Annotated in this window: 18 protein-coding genes and 3 pseudogenes; 10 read left to right on the forward strand and 11 right to left on the reverse strand. The window is 44.0% G+C overall.

What is annotated here, in order from left to right:
• Positions 1-16: 16 nt before the first annotated feature.
• Positions 17-1,390 (reverse strand): exodeoxyribonuclease VII large subunit, encoded by a 1,374-nt coding sequence (gene xseA / locus LG003_RS00545; protein WP_262979952.1) that lies wholly within the window; start codon positions 1,388-1,390, stop codon positions 17-19.
• Positions 1,391-1,562: 172 nt separating this feature from the next.
• On the opposite strand from xseA, the gene guaB reads away from it, so the two are divergent.
• The 9 genes and pseudogenes from guaB to LG003_RS00590 form a co-directional block, all read left to right on the forward strand.
• A complete protein-coding gene (guaB, locus tag LG003_RS00550) occupies positions 1,563-3,029 on the forward strand; it encodes an IMP dehydrogenase (protein WP_262979953.1) in 1,467 nt (488 codons plus the stop codon).
• Positions 3,030-3,103: 74 nt separating this feature from the next.
• Entirely contained in the window at positions 3,104-4,681 is a 1,578-nt protein-coding gene (gene guaA / locus LG003_RS00555; RefSeq protein WP_262979954.1) for a glutamine-hydrolyzing GMP synthase, read from the forward strand.
• Positions 4,668-4,916 carry a helix-turn-helix domain-containing protein gene (locus tag LG003_RS00560; RefSeq protein ID WP_262979955.1) on the forward strand — a complete coding sequence of 83 codons (249 nt, stop codon included), beginning with the start codon at positions 4,668-4,670 and terminating at the stop codon, positions 4,914-4,916. The genes guaA and LG003_RS00560 overlap by 14 nt, the downstream gene beginning before the upstream one ends.
• A 9-nt stretch (positions 4,917-4,925) precedes the next feature.
• The gene (locus LG003_RS00565) at positions 4,926-6,104 is read left to right on the forward strand and encodes an Eco57I restriction-modification methylase domain-containing protein (protein ID WP_262979956.1); all 1,179 of its coding nucleotides are present in this window, start codon (positions 4,926-4,928) and stop codon (positions 6,102-6,104) included.
• Positions 6,101-6,568 (forward strand): TaqI-like C-terminal specificity domain-containing protein, encoded by a 468-nt coding sequence (locus tag LG003_RS00570; protein WP_262979957.1) that lies wholly within the window; start codon positions 6,101-6,103, stop codon positions 6,566-6,568. Before LG003_RS00565 ends, LG003_RS00570 begins: the two co-directional genes overlap by 4 nt.
• Positions 6,569-7,051, forward strand: a pseudogene (locus tag LG003_RS00575) (PaeR7I family type II restriction endonuclease). It begins immediately after the preceding gene.
• 750 nt (positions 7,052-7,801) lie between these two features.
• Complete coding sequence (locus LG003_RS00580) at positions 7,802-8,113, forward strand: type II toxin-antitoxin system RelE/ParE family toxin (protein ID WP_112875898.1); 312 nt, start codon at positions 7,802-7,804, stop codon at positions 8,111-8,113.
• A gap of 2 nt (positions 8,114-8,115) precedes the next feature.
• Complete coding sequence (locus tag LG003_RS00585) at positions 8,116-8,406, forward strand: helix-turn-helix domain-containing protein (protein ID WP_112875692.1); 291 nt, start codon at positions 8,116-8,118, stop codon at positions 8,404-8,406.
• Positions 8,407-8,572: 166 nt separating this feature from the next.
• Positions 8,573-8,722 (forward strand): annotated as a pseudogene (locus tag LG003_RS00590) (phage tail protein); the annotation flags it as partial.
• Positions 8,723-8,728: 6 nt separating this feature from the next.
• On the opposite strand, the gene LG003_RS00595 reads toward LG003_RS00590, so the two are convergent.
• Positions 8,729-8,893, reverse strand: coding sequence for a hypothetical protein (locus LG003_RS00595; RefSeq protein WP_158537742.1), 165 nt, complete (start codon positions 8,891-8,893; stop codon positions 8,729-8,731).
• A gap of 92 nt (positions 8,894-8,985) precedes the next feature.
• Complete coding sequence (locus tag LG003_RS00600; RefSeq protein ID WP_240000658.1) at positions 8,986-9,237, reverse strand: hypothetical protein; 252 nt, start codon at positions 9,235-9,237, stop codon at positions 8,986-8,988.
• A 279-nt stretch (positions 9,238-9,516) separates the two neighbouring features.
• Between LG003_RS00600 and rlmA the strand changes: the two genes are divergently transcribed.
• On the forward strand, positions 9,517-10,335 hold the full coding sequence (rlmA, locus tag LG003_RS00605) for a 23S rRNA (guanine(745)-N(1))-methyltransferase (protein WP_262979958.1): 819 nt from the start codon (positions 9,517-9,519) through the stop codon (positions 10,333-10,335).
• Positions 10,336-10,392: 57 nt separating this feature from the next.
• Here rlmA and mntP read toward each other — a convergent pair whose 3' ends face one another.
• The 8 genes and pseudogenes from mntP to pabB all read right to left on the reverse strand — a co-directional run bounded on the left by mntP (position 10,393) and on the right by pabB (position 18,629).
• On the reverse strand, positions 10,393-10,974 hold the full coding sequence (gene mntP / locus LG003_RS00610) for a manganese efflux pump MntP (protein WP_146747879.1): 582 nt from the start codon (positions 10,972-10,974) through the stop codon (positions 10,393-10,395).
• Positions 10,975-11,398: 424 nt separating this feature from the next.
• Positions 11,399-11,857, reverse strand: coding sequence for a DUF986 family protein (locus LG003_RS00615; RefSeq protein WP_112875695.1), 459 nt, complete (start codon positions 11,855-11,857; stop codon positions 11,399-11,401).
• Between the two features lie 66 nt (positions 11,858-11,923).
• Complete coding sequence (locus LG003_RS00620; protein ID WP_192880952.1) at positions 11,924-12,790, reverse strand: PTS mannose transporter subunit IID; 867 nt, start codon at positions 12,788-12,790, stop codon at positions 11,924-11,926.
• Positions 12,791-12,803: 13 nt separating this feature from the next.
• The gene (locus LG003_RS00625) at positions 12,804-13,604 is read right to left on the reverse strand and encodes a PTS mannose/fructose/sorbose transporter subunit IIC (protein ID WP_112894000.1); all 801 of its coding nucleotides are present in this window, start codon (positions 13,602-13,604) and stop codon (positions 12,804-12,806) included.
• Positions 13,605-13,679: 75 nt separating this feature from the next.
• Entirely contained in the window at positions 13,680-14,663 is a 984-nt protein-coding gene (manX, locus tag LG003_RS00630) for a PTS mannose transporter subunit IIAB (protein WP_262979959.1), read from the reverse strand.
• Between the two features lie 497 nt (positions 14,664-15,160).
• Complete coding sequence (locus tag LG003_RS00635; protein WP_112875699.1) at positions 15,161-16,525, reverse strand: L-serine ammonia-lyase; 1,365 nt, start codon at positions 16,523-16,525, stop codon at positions 15,161-15,163.
• Between the two features lie 171 nt (positions 16,526-16,696).
• Positions 16,697-17,260: a CoA pyrophosphatase gene (locus LG003_RS00640; RefSeq protein ID WP_112875700.1), complete on the reverse strand. Its 564-nt coding sequence runs from the start codon at positions 17,258-17,260 to the stop codon at positions 16,697-16,699.
• Positions 17,257-18,629: pseudogene (gene pabB, locus LG003_RS00645) on the reverse strand (aminodeoxychorismate synthase component 1). Before pabB ends, LG003_RS00640 begins: the two are co-directional and overlap by 4 nt.
• Positions 18,630-18,696 lie beyond the last annotated feature (67 nt).

An 18,696-nucleotide genomic window follows, 5' to 3' on the forward strand; every position in this document is an offset into this window, starting at 1 on the left:
TGGCAAAGGAAGGCCACTATTTCAGATTTGCAGATCGTTTTTTCCGTTCTTTTTTGATTTTTAACACTTCACTTTCAATCCAGCCATCTTGTAAACGGGTATTCAGGACATCACCAACATGTACCTGTTTGGTTTGTTTCAGTAATTTTCCATCCGATGCTTGACTGATGCTGTAACCACGGGCCAGTGTTGCCAGAGGGCTAACGGCTTCCATCCGTGAACAGGAAATGGCAAATTTTTCTCTGGAACGGCTGATTTGCCTTTCAATCGCTTGTCTTAACCGAAAATCTTGTTGCTGAATCTGTTGGCTATACTGGTGGATTTGCGAGCTAGGTTCCACGTACCAGAGCCGTTGCTGCAATTTCTCATAAGCCAGGCTGCTTTGCTTTAAGTACCGTTGCAAGCTGTCAGTGAGTCGCTGGCGTAAATTGACCAGTAAGTTTTGCTGACGCGCTAGTCGTAAATGAGGGTGTTGTTGCTGTAAACGATGAGATAACAGACTGAAAACACGTTGTTTCTGGGCAAAGAAATAATCCATTGCCATTTCCAACCGCTGTTGTTGCGACTGAATTTGACGTAATAATTCGAGCTGATTACGGCTAACTAACTCAGCGGCCGCTGATGGCGTCGGGGCGCGTAAATCTGCCACAAAATCAGCAATGGTGACATCTGTTTCATGACCGACCGCACTGACTATCGGAATATCACTGTGAAAAATGGCTCTGGCGACATGTTCATCGTTGAAACTCCATAAGTCTTCCAGCGAGCCACCACCGCGCCCAACAATCAATACATCACACTCCCGACGCTCATTAGCTAATTCAATAGCCCGGATAATCTGTAACGGTGCTTCTGTGCCCTGAACCGCTGTTGGATAAATGATGATGGGTAATGATGGATCACGGCGCTTTAAAATATTCAAAATATCATGCAGGGCTGCGCCACTGGTTGAAGTAATGACACCAAGCTGTTGAGCAGGGGATGGCAGGGGCTTCTTGTGGCTTTGGTCAAATAATCCTTCGGTATCAAGTTTTTGTTTCAATAATTCAAACTGTTGCTGTAACAGGCCATCACCGGCGGGTTGCATATTTTCAACAATAAGCTGGTAATCTCCTCTTGGTTCATAAAGCGTGATTGTCGCGCGAACCAAAACTTGCTGACCATTTTGTGGCCTGAATGTTACCCGTTGATTGCTACTGCGAAACATTGCCGCCCGCACTTGGGCACGCTCATCTTTCAGCGTGAAATACCAGTGCCCGGAGGCGGGGTGAGAGAAATTGGATATTTCAGCGCTTAGCCAAATTCTGCCCATTTCCATTTCGAGCAGTTGCCGAACCGTCTGATTGAGACGGCTGACAGAAAAAATTCCAGTATTAAAAGGTAGTGACATGTGAGAAAGATCAAATTTCAAAACAATAACTTAATATGCTGATACTAACCTTCATCATGAAGTAAGCAAGAAATTTTTTAATAAAATGCTGGAGGCAACCGATTACGTTCTGTATAATGCCGCGGCAATATTTTATTCCTTAAATTTTCAGCAGCTTGGTGAGATATTGCTTATGTTACGAATTAAAAAAGAAGCTTTAACCTTTGATGATGTTCTGTTAGTTCCTGCCCACTCTACTGTTTTACCTAACACTGCTGACCTGTCTACTCAACTGACTTCCTCCATTCGTTTGAAAGTTCCTATGTTGTCTGCCGCTATGGATACCGTCACCGAATCCGGTTTGGCTATTGCGTTGGCTCAGGAAGGTGGAATGGGTTTTATCCATAAAAATATGTCCATTGAGCGTCAGGCAGAAGAAGTTAGCCGAGTCAAAAAACATGAGAGTGGGGTAGTGACAGATCCAGTCACTGTGGCACCTAAAACAACGCTGCGTGAAGTTAAGGAATTGACAGAACGTAATGGTTTTGCGGGTTATCCGGTTGTCACTGAAGGAAATGAGTTGGTTGGTATTATTACTGGCCGTGATGTGCGTTTCGTTACCGATTTGGATCAGCCTGTTACTGCGGTAATGACGCCTAAAGAGCGTCTGGTGACAGTAAAAGAAGGTGAAGCCCGTGAAGTTGTGTTGCAAAAAATGCACGAAAAACGTGTCGAAAAAGCGCTGGTAGTTGATGAAAACTTTCATCTACTTGGCATGATCACGGTTAAAGATTTTCAGAAAGCAGAACGTAAACCGAACGCCTGTAAGGATGAACGTGGTCGTTTACGTGTTGGTGCTGCGGTTGGTGCCGGTGCTGGCAATGAAGCGCGTATTGATGCATTGGTTGCCGCCGGTGTTGATGTTCTGCTTATTGATTCCTCGCATGGTCATTCTGAAGGGGTACTGCAACGTATCCGTGAAACCCGCGCTAAATACCCGAATCTACAAATTATTGGTGGTAACGTGGCGACTGGGGAAGGCGCAAAAGCGCTGGTAGAGGCTGGCGTCAATGCGGTTAAAGTCGGTATTGGTCCCGGTTCTATCTGCACTACCCGTATTGTTACCGGTGTAGGGGTGCCACAAATTACGGCTATCTCTGATGCTGTTGAAACGTTGGAAGGCACCGGTATTCCAGTTATTGCTGATGGTGGTATTCGTTTCTCTGGCGATATTGCCAAAGCCATCGCCGCAGGAGCGTCATGTGTTATGGTGGGCTCTATGCTGGCAGGGACAGAAGAATCACCAGGAGAAATTGAGCTCTACCAGGGGCGTTCATTTAAATCTTATCGCGGCATGGGATCATTGGGGGCGATGTCCAAAGGTTCTTCTGATCGATATTTCCAAACTGATAATGCCGCAGACAAGCTGGTACCGGAAGGTATTGAAGGCCGTGTAGCCTATAAAGGTTTGCTGAAAAACATTGTCCATCAGCAAATGGGAGGCTTGCGTTCCTGTATGGGGCTGACTGGCTGTGCAACTATTGATGAATTGAGAACCAAAGCAGAATTTGTTCGCATTAGTAATGCCGGTATTCAGGAAAGCCACGTTCACGATGTCACCATTATCAAAGAGTCTCCAAACTACCGGTTAGGTTTGTAATCCATATTTATTGTGGCCCATATAAGGGCCACTTATCTTTTATTTGTTACTTGTTTTTTTGGAATTCACCGCACATGACAACTAATATCCATCAACACCGCATTCTTATCCTTGATTTTGGTTCGCAATATACTCAATTGATTGCTCGCCGTATCCGTGAAATCGGGGTTTATTGTGAACTTTGGGCATGGGATGTCACTGAACAGCAAATCCGCGAATTCAACCCAAGCGGTATTATTCTTTCCGGTGGTCCGGAAAGTACCACAGCACAAGGAAGTCCACGTGCACCTGAATATGTTTTTAACGCTGGCGTTCCGGTTCTGGGCGTTTGCTATGGTATGCAAACGATGTCAGTACAGTTTGGTGGTAAGGTAGAAGATTCTACTGAGCGTGAATTTGGTTATGCCCAGGTTGAGATTAAAGCGGAGAGTGCATTATTCCGTGGGATTCAAGATTCATTAAATGAGCAAGGTAAACCATTATTGGATGTATGGATGAGTCACGGTGATAAAGTTACTGCAATTCCCGAGGACTTTGTCACTATCGCCAGCACTGATACCTGTCCATTTGCCATCATAGCAAATGAAGAAAAACGTTTTTATGGCGTGCAATTCCACCCGGAAGTCACCCATACCCATCAGGGGCAGCGTATATTGGAACGTTTTGTACTGGATGTATGCCAATGTGAAGCGCTGTGGACACCTGCTTCTATTATCGAAGATACCGTTGTACGCCTGCGTGAACAGGTTGGTGAAGATCACGTTATTTTGGGGCTGTCCGGTGGTGTTGATTCCTCTGTCACCGCATTGTTACTGCATCGCGCAATTGGTAACCGCCTGACCTGTGTATTTGTTGATAATGGTTTACTGCGTTTGAATGAAGCTGAGCAGGTGATGGAAATGTTTGCCGGTAAATTTGGGCTGAATATTATTCATGTCCCAGCAGAAGACTGCTTCCTTACTGCACTGGCTGGCATCAATGATCCTGAAGAGAAGCGTAAAACAATTGGTCGTGTATTTGTTGAAGTCTTTGATGAAGAGGCGAGCAAACAGGCTCAGGTTAAATGGCTGGCACAGGGCACTATATATCCGGATGTCATCGAATCAGCAGCATCTGCGACAGGCAAAGCACACGTTATCAAATCTCATCATAACGTAGGTGGTTTGCCGGAAGAGATGAAATTGGGTTTGGTGGAACCGCTGAAAGAGTTATTCAAAGATGAAGTGCGTAAGATTGGCTTGGAATTGGGATTGCCTTATGACATGTTGAACCGTCATCCATTCCCAGGCCCTGGCTTGGGTGTTCGTGTACTGGGTGAAGTGAAGAAAGAGTACTGCGATCTGCTGCGTCTGGCTGATGCTATTTTCATCGAAGAGCTGCACAAGGCTGATTTGTACAATAAAGTCAGCCAGGCGTTTACCGTATTCTTGCCAGTTCGCTCCGTGGGCGTGATGGGGGATGGTCGTAAATATGACTGGGTTGTTTCGTTACGGGCAGTAGAAACGATTGATTTTATGACCGCACATTGGGCGCATTTGCCATACGATTTCTTGGGCCGGGTTTCTAACCGGATCATCAATGAAGTCAATGGGATATCGAGAGTTGTCTATGATGTCAGTGGTAAACCACCGGCGACTATTGAGTGGGAATGATCCCGCGTCCGGCATAGACCGGCACCTGGACCTGCAGCGCGACGCGCTCAAGCAGGCCGGGCTTGCAGCAGCCCGCGCACGTGGCCGCAAACCGAAGCTAGACGACCAGCAGGAGCGCGAGATCAAAGCCCTGTTGCGCGATCCCGATATTCAGGTGGCCGAGGTAGCCCGCCGTTATGGCGTGTCCCGAACCACACTTTACAAGCACGTCGGCGTCATCACGCCGCGCCAATGAGGATTTGGGATGACCCAACAACTAGATGCCGCAGACAGCGTGCGCAGCATGGTTACTCCTAGAGCTGTTGCAGTGCCTGTATGTCCCGTCACGGTAGCGACTGAGGCTTTGGCGACGGAGGGCGGGCTCGAAGCCCGAGGGGCCATTTTCACGCGCTCTGAGGTGGTGGATTTCATTCTCGACTTGGTTGGTTACACAGAGGATCAACCGCTTCACGAAAAGCGGCTTTTGGAGCCGTCATTTGGTGGTGGCGACTTTCTGTTGCCGATCATTGAGCGGCTACTGAGTGCATGGCGGGCAGCAAGGCCGAGCGGTTCCGCGCTCGACGAACTAACCGATGCAATCCGGGCGGTGGAACTGCACTACGAGACCTTTAAGAGCACCAAAGCTGCCGTTGTTGCACTGCTCAGGCGGCAAGGGATCGCTGCGAATGCTGCGGCAACGTTGGCTAGTTACTGGCTGTCGCAAGGCGATTTCCTGCTGGCACCGCTGGAGGGGCAATTCGATTTTGTGGTTGGCAACCCACCCTATGTCCGTCAGGAGTTGATTCCGGCGCCGCTGCTTGCCGAATATCGCGGTCGTTACCTGACGATGTATGACCGGGCAGATATTTACATTCCCTTCATCGAGCGGTCTCTGTCGGTTTTGTCGGATGGTGGCAGCCTAGGCTTCATCTGCGCTGATCGCTGGATGAAAAACCGCTATGGCGGGCCACTGCGCAGCCTCGTAGCCGAGCGGTTCCACCTGAAAGTCTATGTCGACATGGCGGATACACCTGCCTTCCACTCCGATGTGATTGCCTACCCAGCAATCACTATCATCAGCCGTGAAGTGCCGGGGTCAACGCGCATCGCTTACCGCCCGGCTATTGACCGGGCGACGCTGACCGCATTGGCAGGTTTGCTCAAAGCACCCTCGCTGCCGAAGGAAGTCGGCCCGGTGCGTGAACTTGCCCAAGTGACCAACGGTTCGGAGCCGTGGTTGCTGGAGTCATTCGACCAGATGGCGGTTATTCGCCGTCTGGAGGGGGACTTTCCCCTGCTGGAAGAGGCAGGGTGTAAGGTCGGGATCGGTGTTGCGACTGGCGCGGTCTGGGTGTTATCAACCCCTTTGCTGAGCAGGGCGGACTGGTCGATCTTGACGAGTATCCCCGTCTGCGGCGCTACCTTGAGGTTCGACGAGAGGTGATCGCTGGGCGTCACTGTGCGCAGAAAGCTCCGGCCAACTGGTATCGCACAATTGACCGCATCACGCCGTCGTTGGCTGCGAGGCCAAAGCTCCTGATTCCAGATATCAAGGGACAGGCGCATATCGTCTATGAAGATGGTGAACTGTATCCTCATCACAACCTCTACTACGTCACGTCAGACGACTGGGATTTACGGGCCTTGCAGGCTGTTCTGCTATCCGCTGTCACTCGTCTGTTTGTGGCGACCTATTCAACGAAAATGCGAGGTGGATTCCTACGCTTCCAAGCGCAGTACCTGCGCCGTATTCGCATTCCGCACTGGGCTGAAGTGCCAGAACCGCTGCGCCGTGAGTTAGCCGAGGCTGCTATCAAACGGGACTTGCAAGCTTGCAACCGGGCTGTGTTCAGGCTCTACGACCTAAGCCAAGAAGAACGATCTGCCCTCGGGGGAAATGGAGAATAAATGGCGCTCGATCTCGTCGACTACGAACAGAAAGCCCGCGAAGCCGTGAAGGAGTTTTGGGGCAACCGCGAAGCAGCAAGACAAAAATAAATAGAGTCGGGCAAGGCTGACCAAGGTGAACGTGCAGGAGTCACCGCTGGCAAGAACATGGACGGGTTCTTGGCTTTGGTGCTCTACAAGGGACAATTGATCGCAGCCATCGAACTGAAAAGCCAAGTAGGCCCCTCGTTCGGAAACAACTTCAATAATCGAACTGAGGAAGCAATCGGGACGGCTCATGATTGATGGACAGCCTTCCGTGAAGAAGCTTTCGGCAAGCAACCGCGTCCATTTGTAGGGGGGATGATGATGGTTGAGGATGCGCTGGAGTCTCTCTTCAATCACGTTGCGGCCTCGGTTCGGTTTATCAAGTCGCTAGAGGCGAGGATAAAAGCTAAAGTGACACAGGCGAAACACGGTGGTTGGGACGAAAGTATTAGGTAAGCACAACCGTTCTAGCCGCGATGGCATCGCACGGAACTTGGCTACCAAACCGTGCACTTTGAAAGGAGGGAGACACCAAATGAAAGACAGATCGCCACGGCCTCGGAACAGGATGCGAGTAAGATGCAACCGATGTAGGGCGCAAATTAACCCCTTGATTAGAACGTGGTATTTTTCATGGTCTTGTGAGTTCCTGTTGTTGCAATATGCTGATTTATATGTGTTTTTATTCGTAATTTATAAGAGTGGAAAGTTCTCAGAGTCTATAGACATCGGTTGAAGCCTAAACTAAAAACACCAATAAAATTAAAGCGTTTTTTGGTGTTTTTATTTGTGATATGCACTGTGGATGTTCACTTTAGGTTTTTGTTAAGACTAGGTTTTTTCAGCTTTATTTTGTCCAGAATCTGGACTGGGTTTAATGACAACAAATGGGCTATGTGCACAAATTCCACGACATCTATACCCGTTATCTTTCAAGTTGCCTCTTTGTTGGCTGCACTCGCTCACCTCAGTCACATAGTTAGCTATGCTCCCGAGGATTCGCTCCCTTGCCGTCGCGATGTATCTTGAAATCCATAGGGTATATATCAGCATTGTTTTTTTAGTTGCTCATTCTAACCCTAAGCAAAGGAGGGTAAAAAACACCTACTATTAAAGCAGTTTATATCAATAGACATTTATGCGTCATTGACTTACTGTGTGATGGGGCATATGATGATTTCACATACACTTATGACGTACTTAAATATGATATTCATTGAAACTGATATTTTTACTGAGGACTGTAAAGAGTTATTAAGTGGCGATGAATATCGTGAGTTTCAGCAATATCTTGCAGATAATCCCACGGCTGGAGATGTTATCCAGCGTACTGGCGGGTTGCGTAAAGTCAGGTGGGTCTCTCGTGGTAAGGGAAAGCGTGGTGGTGTACGTATTATTTATTACGACAAAGTGGATGTTTCACATATCCGATTGTTGTTGATTTATAAAAAAGGCGCAAAAGACGATCTGAGTGAATCAGAGAAGAATATCCTGAGAGACTTAAATGAGAGGTGGTAAAGATGGATAGTAAATTATTTGCCAGGCTGACTGAAAGTATGACACAGATGAATGAGATTATTAATGGTGAACGTGTGCCCTCTCGTGAAATTAATGTTGAGGCGATAAAAGTAAAGAATATTCGCCAAGCGACAGGCTTAAGTCAAACTGGTTTTGCTAAGTTGATTTCCGTTAATGTTGGGACTTTACGCAATTGGGAGCAAGGAAGACGTGAACCAACCGGGCCAGCAAAAGCATTGCTGAAAGCAATAGAAAAAGATCCTATTCATGTTTTAAAAGCGTTGTCTATGTAAATTAATTATTCGTAAGGTATCAAACCTCGTCTCAAGCGGGGTTTTTTCATATCTAGCCACTTAACTTTGGTTTTTTTATTTTTAACCAATCTGCTCCGACAGGTTTTTTTATAAGTGAAACATGGCAATAAAAGAATTTAAGTGGTGAACTCAGGTACAGAATAGTCCTGCTGGTGAGTTTGTTCACAATGTAAGAAAAGTGCAATTTGGTGACGGATATTCCCAAGTTGCCGTGAATGGTATTAATCCTGTGTCTCAGAAATGGCCTTTCACTTATGCAGGGCATAAAAATAAAGTAATTTCTAGTGTTTTTTAACAGGCATTATTGTTGTTCAAAATAGCCTGATGGGATAGCTATTAATTCGGTTGGCAAGACCATTGCATATAATACCGTTACCGGTGACTCTTTGGCCCATATATCGTCTCTTTCCCTATAGATATACCCGTCATCTTTCAAGTTGCCTCTTTGTTGGCTGCGCTCGCTCACCCCGGTCACATAGTTTGCTATGCTCCCGGGGATTCACTCCCTTGCCGTCGCGATGCATCTTGAAATCAATAGGGTATCCTTGATTAGATTGCTTAGCTATTTTGGGATGTTTTCCGGTGACTCTTTGGCTCATATATCGTCTCTTTCCCTGTAGATAATATAATTTCATCATTGAATTGCTTTAATACGGCAGCAAAGTCCGCACGAACCTTATCCAGATCATCTGCTAAAGCGTCAGCGTCACTTTTCTGTGGGATGAAATAAAAATAGTTTGTATTGGGCATAATATCGAATTTCGGGGAAATTGATCTTAATTTATTAAAATATTGTATGAAAATGTTCATTATATTACCTGCGTTATTAGTTGTTTTTATTAGTTAAATGATTCATTAGCAATAATATTTTATTGGCTTTTGATTGAAGAATCATACCTGATAAATAGATTTATTCCATAGAAATATTGCGAGACGCTTCAAAGAAAGGACTGAAAATAATAGAATACAATTTCATTCAAGATAATGATTAATTGTTCATATAAAATGATTAATTAGCATGATTTACGACGAAAAGTATCAGAATATGCTATAGTGCTGGCTGGTTTTTGCTTATATTTTTGGAATCTTATGTCTTATCAATGCCCCTTATGTCATCAATCTTTATTGCTCACTCGACAACAATGGCGCTGTGAGAATAATCATCAGTTTGATTGTGCTAAAGAAGGGTATGTTAATTTGATGCCCGTTCAGCATAAAAAATCCAAGGAACCGGGGGATAGCCCAGAGATGATGCAATCAAGAAGAGCATTTTTGGATTCAGGGCATTATCAACCATTACAACAACGGGTTTCGGAATTACTGGAAAAGTATCTGCCAGAAAATGCAGGAAGTTTGCTGGATATAGGATGCGGTGAAGGTTATTACACCGCTGCGGTTGAAGCACAGTTAGGCAAGAGACGTAATCTTAAAATCTATGGGTTAGATGTTGCTAAGATCGCGGTTCGTTATGGCGCTAAGCGCTATCCTGCTGTCAGCTTTTGTGTTGCGTCGAGTCATCGTTTGCCATTTGCCGATAAATCGCTTGCCGGGGTGTTAAGAATTTATGCACCTTGTAAAGCGGAGGAATTGGCAAGGGTGGTTAAGCCACAGGGAATTGTTTTGACAGTTACTCCCGGTCCTCGCCATCTTTATCAGCTCAAAGAGTTGATTTATCAAAATATTCATCTTCATCCATTGAAGGCAGAACCATTGGAAGGATTTGAATTGATAACCGATGAATCGTTATCTTACCCAATGAAATTAGATGGCGTGCAAGCGTATCATTTATTACAGATGACACCATTTGCCTGGCGAGCAATAGAAGATGTGAAAAAAGAATTGGCAGATAGAGCGCTGCTTGAATGTGAAACTGATTTTATACTGCGGGTCTATCAACGCCTTAATTGATCAAGATTTCAGCCCAAAATATAGTGTTTAACAGATAGATATTTTGGGCTGGTAGAGTTATTTCGCGTACATAAATAATTCGAGATGTTCAAATAAGATATTGAAGCCAATTGCAATCAGAATCAGTCCACCAATAAGCTCAGCGCATTTGCCTAGCAGTGGGCCAATATAACGGCCAATTAATATTCCCAATGTTGCCATAATCATTGTCACCATTCCGATAGCCATCGCAGTGTGTACGATATTGACTTCAAGGAACGCGAGCCCAATACCAATTGCCATTGCATCCAGGCTGGTGGCAATGGCTGTTGTTATCAACACTATTGAGTTATTGCGGCAGGGTGATTCACACTTTTTTTCCTGATTTGCTTTAAAACTCTCTGTTATCATTCTACAACCTAGAACAAATAACAGAGTGAAAGCAATCCAGTGATCCCACTCCATAATATACTGGCTGGCGTAAAGCCCTATCGACCAGCCAATCAATGGGGTACAGGCTTCTACTAAGCCAAATATCAAACCTGTACGGATTGCTTCACGAAAATGTGGTCTATGTAGTGCGGCCCCTTTACAAATTGCAGCAGCAAAGGCATCCATTGAGAGTGCTAAAGCCAGGATAAGGGTTGCGTACATATTCATTAATATAGCCTCGGTTGGGTGTTTCCATATACATATAATCCACCCCCAACCAATGATGGTGTTATATGCAATGGTCTTGCCAACCGAATTAATAGCTATCCCATTAGGCTATTTTTTTGCTATTTTGAGCAACAATAATGCCTGTTAGGATAGCAATAAGGCTACCCGCACCACGTTTATTTTGTAACGAGCGTGTTGATACGGGCTTTTCAGAGAAATTAACTAAATCGTTTCTCTGAAACAGGCTACTCCCCATGACAATTTAAAAGATAGCACAATAATTCAAAAAGGGAAAATAATATTATTTTTAGGGTTAAGGCACGATATTGATAATAATTATCATTATCTGTTTTATAGGGAAAATAAAAGTCAGCGTAAGGCTGACTGTTTATTATTTGCTTTTTTATTTATTATTTTTTCTTATCTATCTGTTTTCGATGAGAAATTTATAAATTCTTTCCAAATCATCAATTTGGCTTACTGATATATATAATTTCTTGTTTTCTAAACCAATAACCAGAATGCCATCTTCAGATAAATTCATAGTTTTTATCCGGTTATAGGAAATAAAGGTATTTACATAGAAGAAACCGTTATTTTTAAAAAATAATTTAGGCGAACGTATATAGGCAATATAAATAGTCATCAAGATAGTAAACAGCAATAAATATGTGGTTAAACGGCTACCATAAGCAGTAATATTATTATAAACAACAATAAGTATCAGGATAATAAAGATGAGTGCATCAATTTTATGTTTTCTTTTTAGCTTTATTTGTAAGTAAGTTTTCCCTTTTAGAAAATTAACCACGAATTCGTCATAAACAGCAAAAGCTAGCATTAGTACGATTAAACCAGCTAATACTATATCATTAAGGCTCATTCCTTATCCTTGCATTGTTATGAAAAAGAAAATATGGGGAGGAGTTCCTCCCCGAATGATATTGTACTAGAGACCAAGGAAACCAAATCTGGCGCCAATAATTCCCAGAATAAAGAAACCAATAATGATCCACAGGGCATTGACTTTATGTCGTAATAACCACATACAAGCAAATGTCAGCAAAAGTGGTACCAAGCCTGGCATCAATTGATCGAGGATATTTTGAACCGTGGTTATTGTCTTTTCACCTGTCTGTTGGTTAGGAATTTCTGATACAACCAGCGGGATATTGACTTTCGTCCATTTATTAACTAATGCCCCCATAACAAATAGACCAAGGATTGACGCTCCTTCCGTCATTTTTTGCAAGAAGCCACCACCCATATCTTGAACGATATTGATCCCTTTCTTATAACCATAAGAGATACCTGAATAGAGAACTAATAGGCGTACTAGATTGAATAAGAAGAAGAACAAGACAGGCCCAAGCCAGCTACCACTCATTGCCAGGCCAGCACCCAAAGCAGCAAATACTGGGCGGACTGTCCCCCAGAAAATAGGGTCACCAACACCGGCCAATGGCCCCATCAGACCGACTTTGATACCGTTAATCGCACCATCATCAATCGTTGCGCCATTAGCACGCTGTTCCTCCATTGCCAGCGTGACACCCAGTACAGGTGCGACGACGTAAGGGTGAGTGTTAAAGAATTCAAGGTGGCGTTTGAGTGCCTGTTTACGCTCATCGGTATTTTCTGGATACAAACGACGAAGAGCTGGCACCATAGAGAAACAGAAACCCAAAGCCTGCATACGTTCAAAGTTCCATGAACCTTGAAATACATTAGAACGGAGAAATACACCACGGATATCACTGGGTGTCAGTTTTTTCTGGTCTGCTGTCTGAGCAGTCGTTTTTGTTGTATCTAACATGTTGCTCATCCTTTTAATCTAATTCGTTATCAAGGTCGTTATTGGTGTGTCCAGGGGTAGCCACTACCTGAGATTTGTTATATTTAGGGCTTAGCTGGATGTACAGCACAGCCATAACAATACCAATAATGCCTAATGCAACCAGGTTAAAATCAGTGAATGCCGCTGTGACGAAACCGAGATAGAAGAAGGGCATTAGGTAACCGGCACGCATCATGTTGATAACCATTGCGTAACCCACAACGACGATCATACCCCCAGCAATGTTCAAGCCATCTGTTACCACTTTTGGAATAGAAGCAAGTAACTGCTGGACTTCGTTGGTACCAACCGATAGTGCAACGATCAGGGCAGGGATGGCGATACGCATAGCCTGGAGCAGTAATGCGGATAGATGGATCAAGCTAATCGCACGCAGGCTGCCACGTTCTGCCGCGTTGTCAGCAGCATGCTGAAAGGCGACTGTGATGGTACGTACAATGATAGTCAGCACTTGCCCTGCTGCTGCCAGTGGAATGGCCAAAGCGATACCTTCACCGATATCACGACCACCCGCGATGACCAGAATCGTTGAGATGATTGATGCTAAGGCCGCATCCGGGGCAATTGCAGCACCGATATTCATCCAGCCAAGAGCGATCATCTCTAGCGTACCACCGATAATGATACCGGTTGTCATGTCACCAAGAATGATCCCGATTAAGGTGCAGGCCACGAGTGGGCGGTGGAATTGAAATTCATCAAGAATGGAATCCATTCCGGCTATACAAGCTACGATGAATATCAATGCAATTTGAACAACGGTAATTTCCATTGTTTGTCTCCTGTAACCAAATTAAATTTGGTGAGAAATTTTTGTCATTGAGTGATTTTTGTCGTTGAGTAATAGTTAAATTGCTCTGTTCTGATTTTCGTTTTTAACCTTCTGGAGTAGATCCATCATTTGTAAGCGGCTGTCACTGGCAACCTTACGGGCTTCAAGTTCAATGCCTCGTTCATTTAGTTTTTGGAAAGCTGCAATATCGGTTTCATCAACGGATATTGCGTTGTTAACTTGCGTTTTTCCCTGACGGAAAGCCATTCCACCAATGTTGACAGAAGTGATATCGACACCATCTTCGATTAAACGCAAAACATCTGTTGGGTTTGTAAACAGTAACATGACACGTTCATTGGCATATTTCGGGTTGTTATAAACGCGAACACATTTTGCAACATCAACAACGTGAGCACTGAGCCCCGGTGGAGCAACTTGTTTTAGCAAGGTGGTACGGACAGTATCAGCAGCAACTTCATCGCTGACGACAATGATCCGTTTGACATTGGTTTCTTTTGTCCAACGTGTAGCAACCTGACCATGAATGAGGCGGTCATCAATTCGAGCCAGTGCAATTTTCATATGACTACCGGTTGATGGTGCAAATGAAGGTGCCGCAACGGATGCCACGGGCTTGGCTGGTTCAGCTTTTTGAGGTTCTTCTGTTTTCAGGGCCCGGATGCCTTCTTTCCCGGTTTCCAGAGCAACAGAAACCAGTTCTGCCAGAGATGGGTCATCATCTCGACACATAAAGGTTTCAACCAGCATTGGAACGTTAACTCCGGTGATGATCTCATAATTCTCTTTATCTACGGCGATACGGCTAGCCGCATTGAATGGACTTCCTCCCCATGTATCGACAAGAAACAGTACACCTTGCGCTGTATTAAGCGTTTCCAGTTTACTGTTGTATTTTTCAAATAAGGTATCGGCATTTTCACCAGGAACGAAGTCAATGTAAGAAACATTTTCTTGCTCTCCAATTAACATCTCTGCGGTACGAAGCAGTTGCTCAGCCGCAGCCCCGTGTGTGCCAATCATAATGGCTATACTCACCTGTTTTCCCCTCTGTTAACAATATAAACGCAGGATTATTACAAAGTTACTGCAATAATTTTGATGAATCATTCCTCCAATAAAAATCTTATTTGTATGAATAGTGACCTTTTATCAATATGATACCTAAATATTTGACTTGATTTAGACTTTATCTCTTATTGACTGAAAAAATCGGCTGTTAGATTAACATTAGAAATACCAGAGGAAAATTGCTGTCAGTCAGAAAAAATGAAATAGATAAAAATGTTAACCACAAAACAATTTAATAAGCTAAAAATCGCAAAATTAATTTATAATTATCTATAATTTGCTTATTGTTAGATATTTATTCTGTTTTCGATAACATCTTATTAGTTTAAAATGGAAAACATATTCATCTTTTTAGATCAAAAGATGATCATTCCACGTTTTGGTCAAAAAATATCCCAACCATAGGGTAGGGATATTTTCATTACAGAAGCATTTACTGATTAAAAAATAAGTTATTTATTTGATTAATCACACTGAACCTTAATTGCTAACCCACCGCGGGATGTTTCACGATATTTAGCGTTCATGTCTTTACCTGTTTCGTACATGGTTTCAATAACTTTATCGAGAGAAACGCGCGGTTCACTGGTACGGCGCAAAGCCATGCGTGCAGCATTGATTGCTTTTACTGACGCAATGGCATTTCGTTCAATACAAGGTACTTGTACCTGGCCTGCTACCGGGTCACAGGTAAGGCCGAGGTTATGTTCCATACCGATTTCAGCCGCAACACAGACCTGTTCAGCGCTGCCACCGAGCAGTTCAGCAAGGCCGGCTGCTGCCATCGAGCAGGCAACGCCTACTTCCCCTTGGCAACCCACTTCAGCTCCAGATATCGATGCATTCATTTTATATAGGATGCCAATAGCGCCAGAAGCCAGGAAATAGCGGATATAGAGCTCTGGTGTTACAGGTTCAATGCAATGGTTGTAATAAGCGAGTACGGCAGGAACAATGCCACAAGCGCCATTGGTTGGTGCGGTAACAACACGCCCACCCGCCGCATTTTCTTCATTGACTGCCAAGGCAAACATATTCACCAAATCCACGACATTCATTGGATCATTAGATAAATTATTTGATGAGGTTAGCATACGATGTAATGCCGCTGCCCGGCGTGGTACACGCAGTGGACCAGGTAAAACCCCTTCGGTGTTCAAACCACGTTCAATACAAGCCTGCATGGTATCCCAGACATCGGCAAAATAGGCATTAATTTCTTCTTTGCTGTGGAGATCCAGTTCGTTTTTCATCATTAAACCGGAAATAGATAACCCGGTTTTATTACAATTCATCAGTAATTCTTTTGCTGAATTGAATGGATATGAAACTGGTTTTGTATCCTGAGAGGGTTTACCAAAGTGTTCTTCATCAACAATAAAACCACCACCAATCGAGTAGTAGGTTTTGCTATAAACTTTTTTGTCCCCCGAGAATGCGTGAATTTGCATGCCGTTTTCATGTAATGACAGATTATCACTTCGGAAAACCATGCCGCTATCACGTGGGAAATCGACTTCATGTAAACCGTTGGCTAGTTTAATACGTTGTGTTTGCTCTACATCACGAATAAAACCGGGGATCGAATCAATATCAACGGTGGCGGGTAAATTACCTGCCAGACCCATGATAATGGCGATATCCGTATGATGACCCTTGCCGGTTAATGAGAGTGAGCCGTAAACATCGACGGCTACACGCGTGATAGAAGGCATTAATCCCTGGTTTACCAGATCGTCGACAAACTGTTTGCCGGCTTTCATCGGGCCAACCGTATGAGAGCTAGATGGGCCAATACCGACCTTAAACATGTCGAAAACGCTAATCACGCCAGACTCCTTAAAAAAGATAGAGATATAGTTATATATATTGAGGTACGCTACTTTACTGTGATTTAGTAGTGTTGATAAGGGAGTTTACAGGTTTTTTTGAATTATGATAGCAACAGCGATAAAGATGAGTAAAAAAAATACAAATTTGTTATCCTTAAATGATTTGGATCAAACTTGAATTTGTTGAGCTAATTGATGAATTATTGTCGCTGTCAATCCCCAAATGAGATGCTGCTGATACCAGTAAAAATAGATACGATGCCGCTGACCACGGCGACTAACGTCAAGATAATGATAACTCGAAAGTGAAAGCGCTTCAGATAGAGGAACTTCGAATATTTTGGCAACTTCCGCCGGGTTGCTGTGGAGGGATAATCCGGGAGGCAATAATCCGACAATAGGCGTCACCAGATAGCCACTGATGCTATTTAAAGGAGCGAGTTGTCCCAGAACCTGAACTTTCTGATGAGGTATGTTAACTTCTTCTTCCGCTTCTCGTAGTGCTGTCGCGATTATTGATTTATCTTTAGGATCAGCAGCCCCCCCTGGAAAGGCGACTTGACCGGCATGTGATCGTAAAGTGGCGGAGCGTCGGGTCAATAATAACGTTGGCTTCGGTTTGCAGATGATTGGTAATAACACCGCAGCATGGCGGTTGTTATCTGAAAGCCGTTTAGGTGGTGGTGGAAGTTGTAACTGAAATCTGTTAACGAAATCAGACAGTGATATCATATTACTTTTATTTTCCCTAGTTGCGGCAAGATACGATTCAACTTATCAAATGTTTCCTGATACTCTTTTTCAGCAATGCTGTCGGCAACGATTCCGCCACCGGTCCAGCAATATATTTTTTCTTTCTCAGTTAAGAGGGTACGAATGTTGATATTGCTGTCCATTGTGCCACAGAAACTAATATAGCCAATTGAACCACAATATCCATGTCGGCGGTGAGGTTCAAGCTCTTCTATTATTTCCATTGCTCTGATTTTAGGCGCTCCGGTAATAGAACCACCGGGAAAGCAGGCACGTAATAAATCCGTAGCATGTTGTTCATTTGGCAGTGTTGCGGTGATTGTGCTAACCAGATGATGAACGGCAGGGAATTGTTCAACTACAAATAATTCAGGAACTTTAACTGACCCCGGTGTGGCTACCCGGTCAATATCATTACGCAATAAATCGACGATCATCAAATTTTCAGCCTGATCTTTTTTCGAGGCTGCCAGTTTTACAGCTTGCAATATGTCCTTTTCTGTATCACTTAAGCGCGGTAATGTTCCCTTAATCGGGCGAGTTTGAATTTGTTTATTTTCCAGGAGTAAAAAACGTTCAGGAGAGACGCTGATAACGCTGTTTTCCGGTAAACGAATAAAGGCGGAAAAAGGTGCGCGGTTGTTCTCATTAAGTTTTATGAATGCTTGCCATTCATCTCCTTGGTAATCAGCGCAAAATCGTTGTGCCAGGTTAACTTGATAACAGTCACCACTTAACAGATAGTGATGAATACAGTTAATTTTCTCATGATATTGTTTGGCACTCATATTTGATTGCCCCTCACTGGTCAACGTAAAAGCCATTTTTGGCGAAACTGGGTGAGAAGTAAGCCAGTTCAGACGCGTGTCAACATCACTGTAGCTGAATAAAATCACCTCTTTTTTGTGATGATCAACAATTAGCGCCCAGTCATAAATACCTATTGCCATATCTGGAAATGACAGCTCATTTTTGGCTTGTGATGGTAACTCTTCAATATAACGCCCAAGATCATATCCCCATAGACCTAGCGTACCGCCCTGAAATGGCAAATCAGGATCAAGCTTTGCTGTAATATTTAATTTCTCTAGTTGTCTTTTTTTAGCAGGTAAAAGGGATCTTCCTCAGTAATATAGCTATTGCCGTCTTCATTTATTTCAGTTGATTTATTATGACTGAGCAGTGTTATCCGTGGTTCTGCAACCAAAATATCGAACCGGTTATGGGGATGGTTGGCAGCACCAGAATGGAACAGCATCGCCCAAGACTGATTTGAAATCGGCGCGAAATAGTTGATGGCAGCGTCTGGTTGATAGGGTAATTGCCGTTTTTGTAGTGAAATGCTCATTATATACCCGTTATCTTTCAAGTTGCCTCTTTGTTGGCTGCACTCGCTCACCCCGGTCACATAGTTT

Origin of the sequence: Photorhabdus kleinii, from assembly GCF_025384885.1 — a bacterium.
GTDB lineage: Bacteria > Pseudomonadota > Gammaproteobacteria > Enterobacterales > Enterobacteriaceae > Photorhabdus > Photorhabdus kayaii.

Excerpts from the sequence above, each read along its gene's own strand:
- LG003_RS00565 (WP_262979956.1), top strand. The coding sequence starts at position 4,926 with ATGACCCAACAACTAGATGCCGCAGACAGCGTGCGCAGCATGGTTACT.
- LG003_RS00585 (WP_112875692.1), top strand. The coding sequence starts at position 8,116 with ATGGATAGTAAATTATTTGCCAGGCTGACTGAAAGTATGACACAGATG.
- guaB (WP_262979953.1), top strand. The coding sequence starts at position 1,563 with ATGTTACGAATTAAAAAAGAAGCTTTAACCTTTGATGATGTTCTGTTA.
- LG003_RS00640 (WP_112875700.1), bottom strand. The coding sequence starts at position 17,260 with ATGATATCACTGTCTGATTTCGTTAACAGATTTCAGTTACAACTTCCA.
- mntP (WP_146747879.1), bottom strand. The coding sequence starts at position 10,974 with ATGAATATGTACGCAACCCTTATCCTGGCTTTAGCACTCTCAATGGAT.
- LG003_RS00600 (WP_240000658.1), bottom strand. The coding sequence starts at position 9,237 with ATGAACATTTTCATACAATATTTTAATAAATTAAGATCAATTTCCCCG.
- xseA (WP_262979952.1), bottom strand. The coding sequence starts at position 1,390 with ATGTCACTACCTTTTAATACTGGAATTTTTTCTGTCAGCCGTCTCAAT.
- LG003_RS00625 (WP_112894000.1), bottom strand. The coding sequence starts at position 13,604 with ATGGAAATTACCGTTGTTCAAATTGCATTGATATTCATCGTAGCTTGT.
- rlmA (WP_262979958.1), top strand. The coding sequence starts at position 9,517 with ATGTCTTATCAATGCCCCTTATGTCATCAATCTTTATTGCTCACTCGA.
- LG003_RS00620 (WP_192880952.1), bottom strand. The coding sequence starts at position 12,790 with ATGTTAGATACAACAAAAACGACTGCTCAGACAGCAGACCAGAAAAAA.
- LG003_RS00580 (WP_112875898.1), top strand. The coding sequence starts at position 7,802 with ATGATATTCATTGAAACTGATATTTTTACTGAGGACTGTAAAGAGTTA.
- LG003_RS00615 (WP_112875695.1), bottom strand. The coding sequence starts at position 11,857 with ATGAGCCTTAATGATATAGTATTAGCTGGTTTAATCGTACTAATGCTA.
- guaA (WP_262979954.1), top strand. The coding sequence starts at position 3,104 with ATGACAACTAATATCCATCAACACCGCATTCTTATCCTTGATTTTGGT.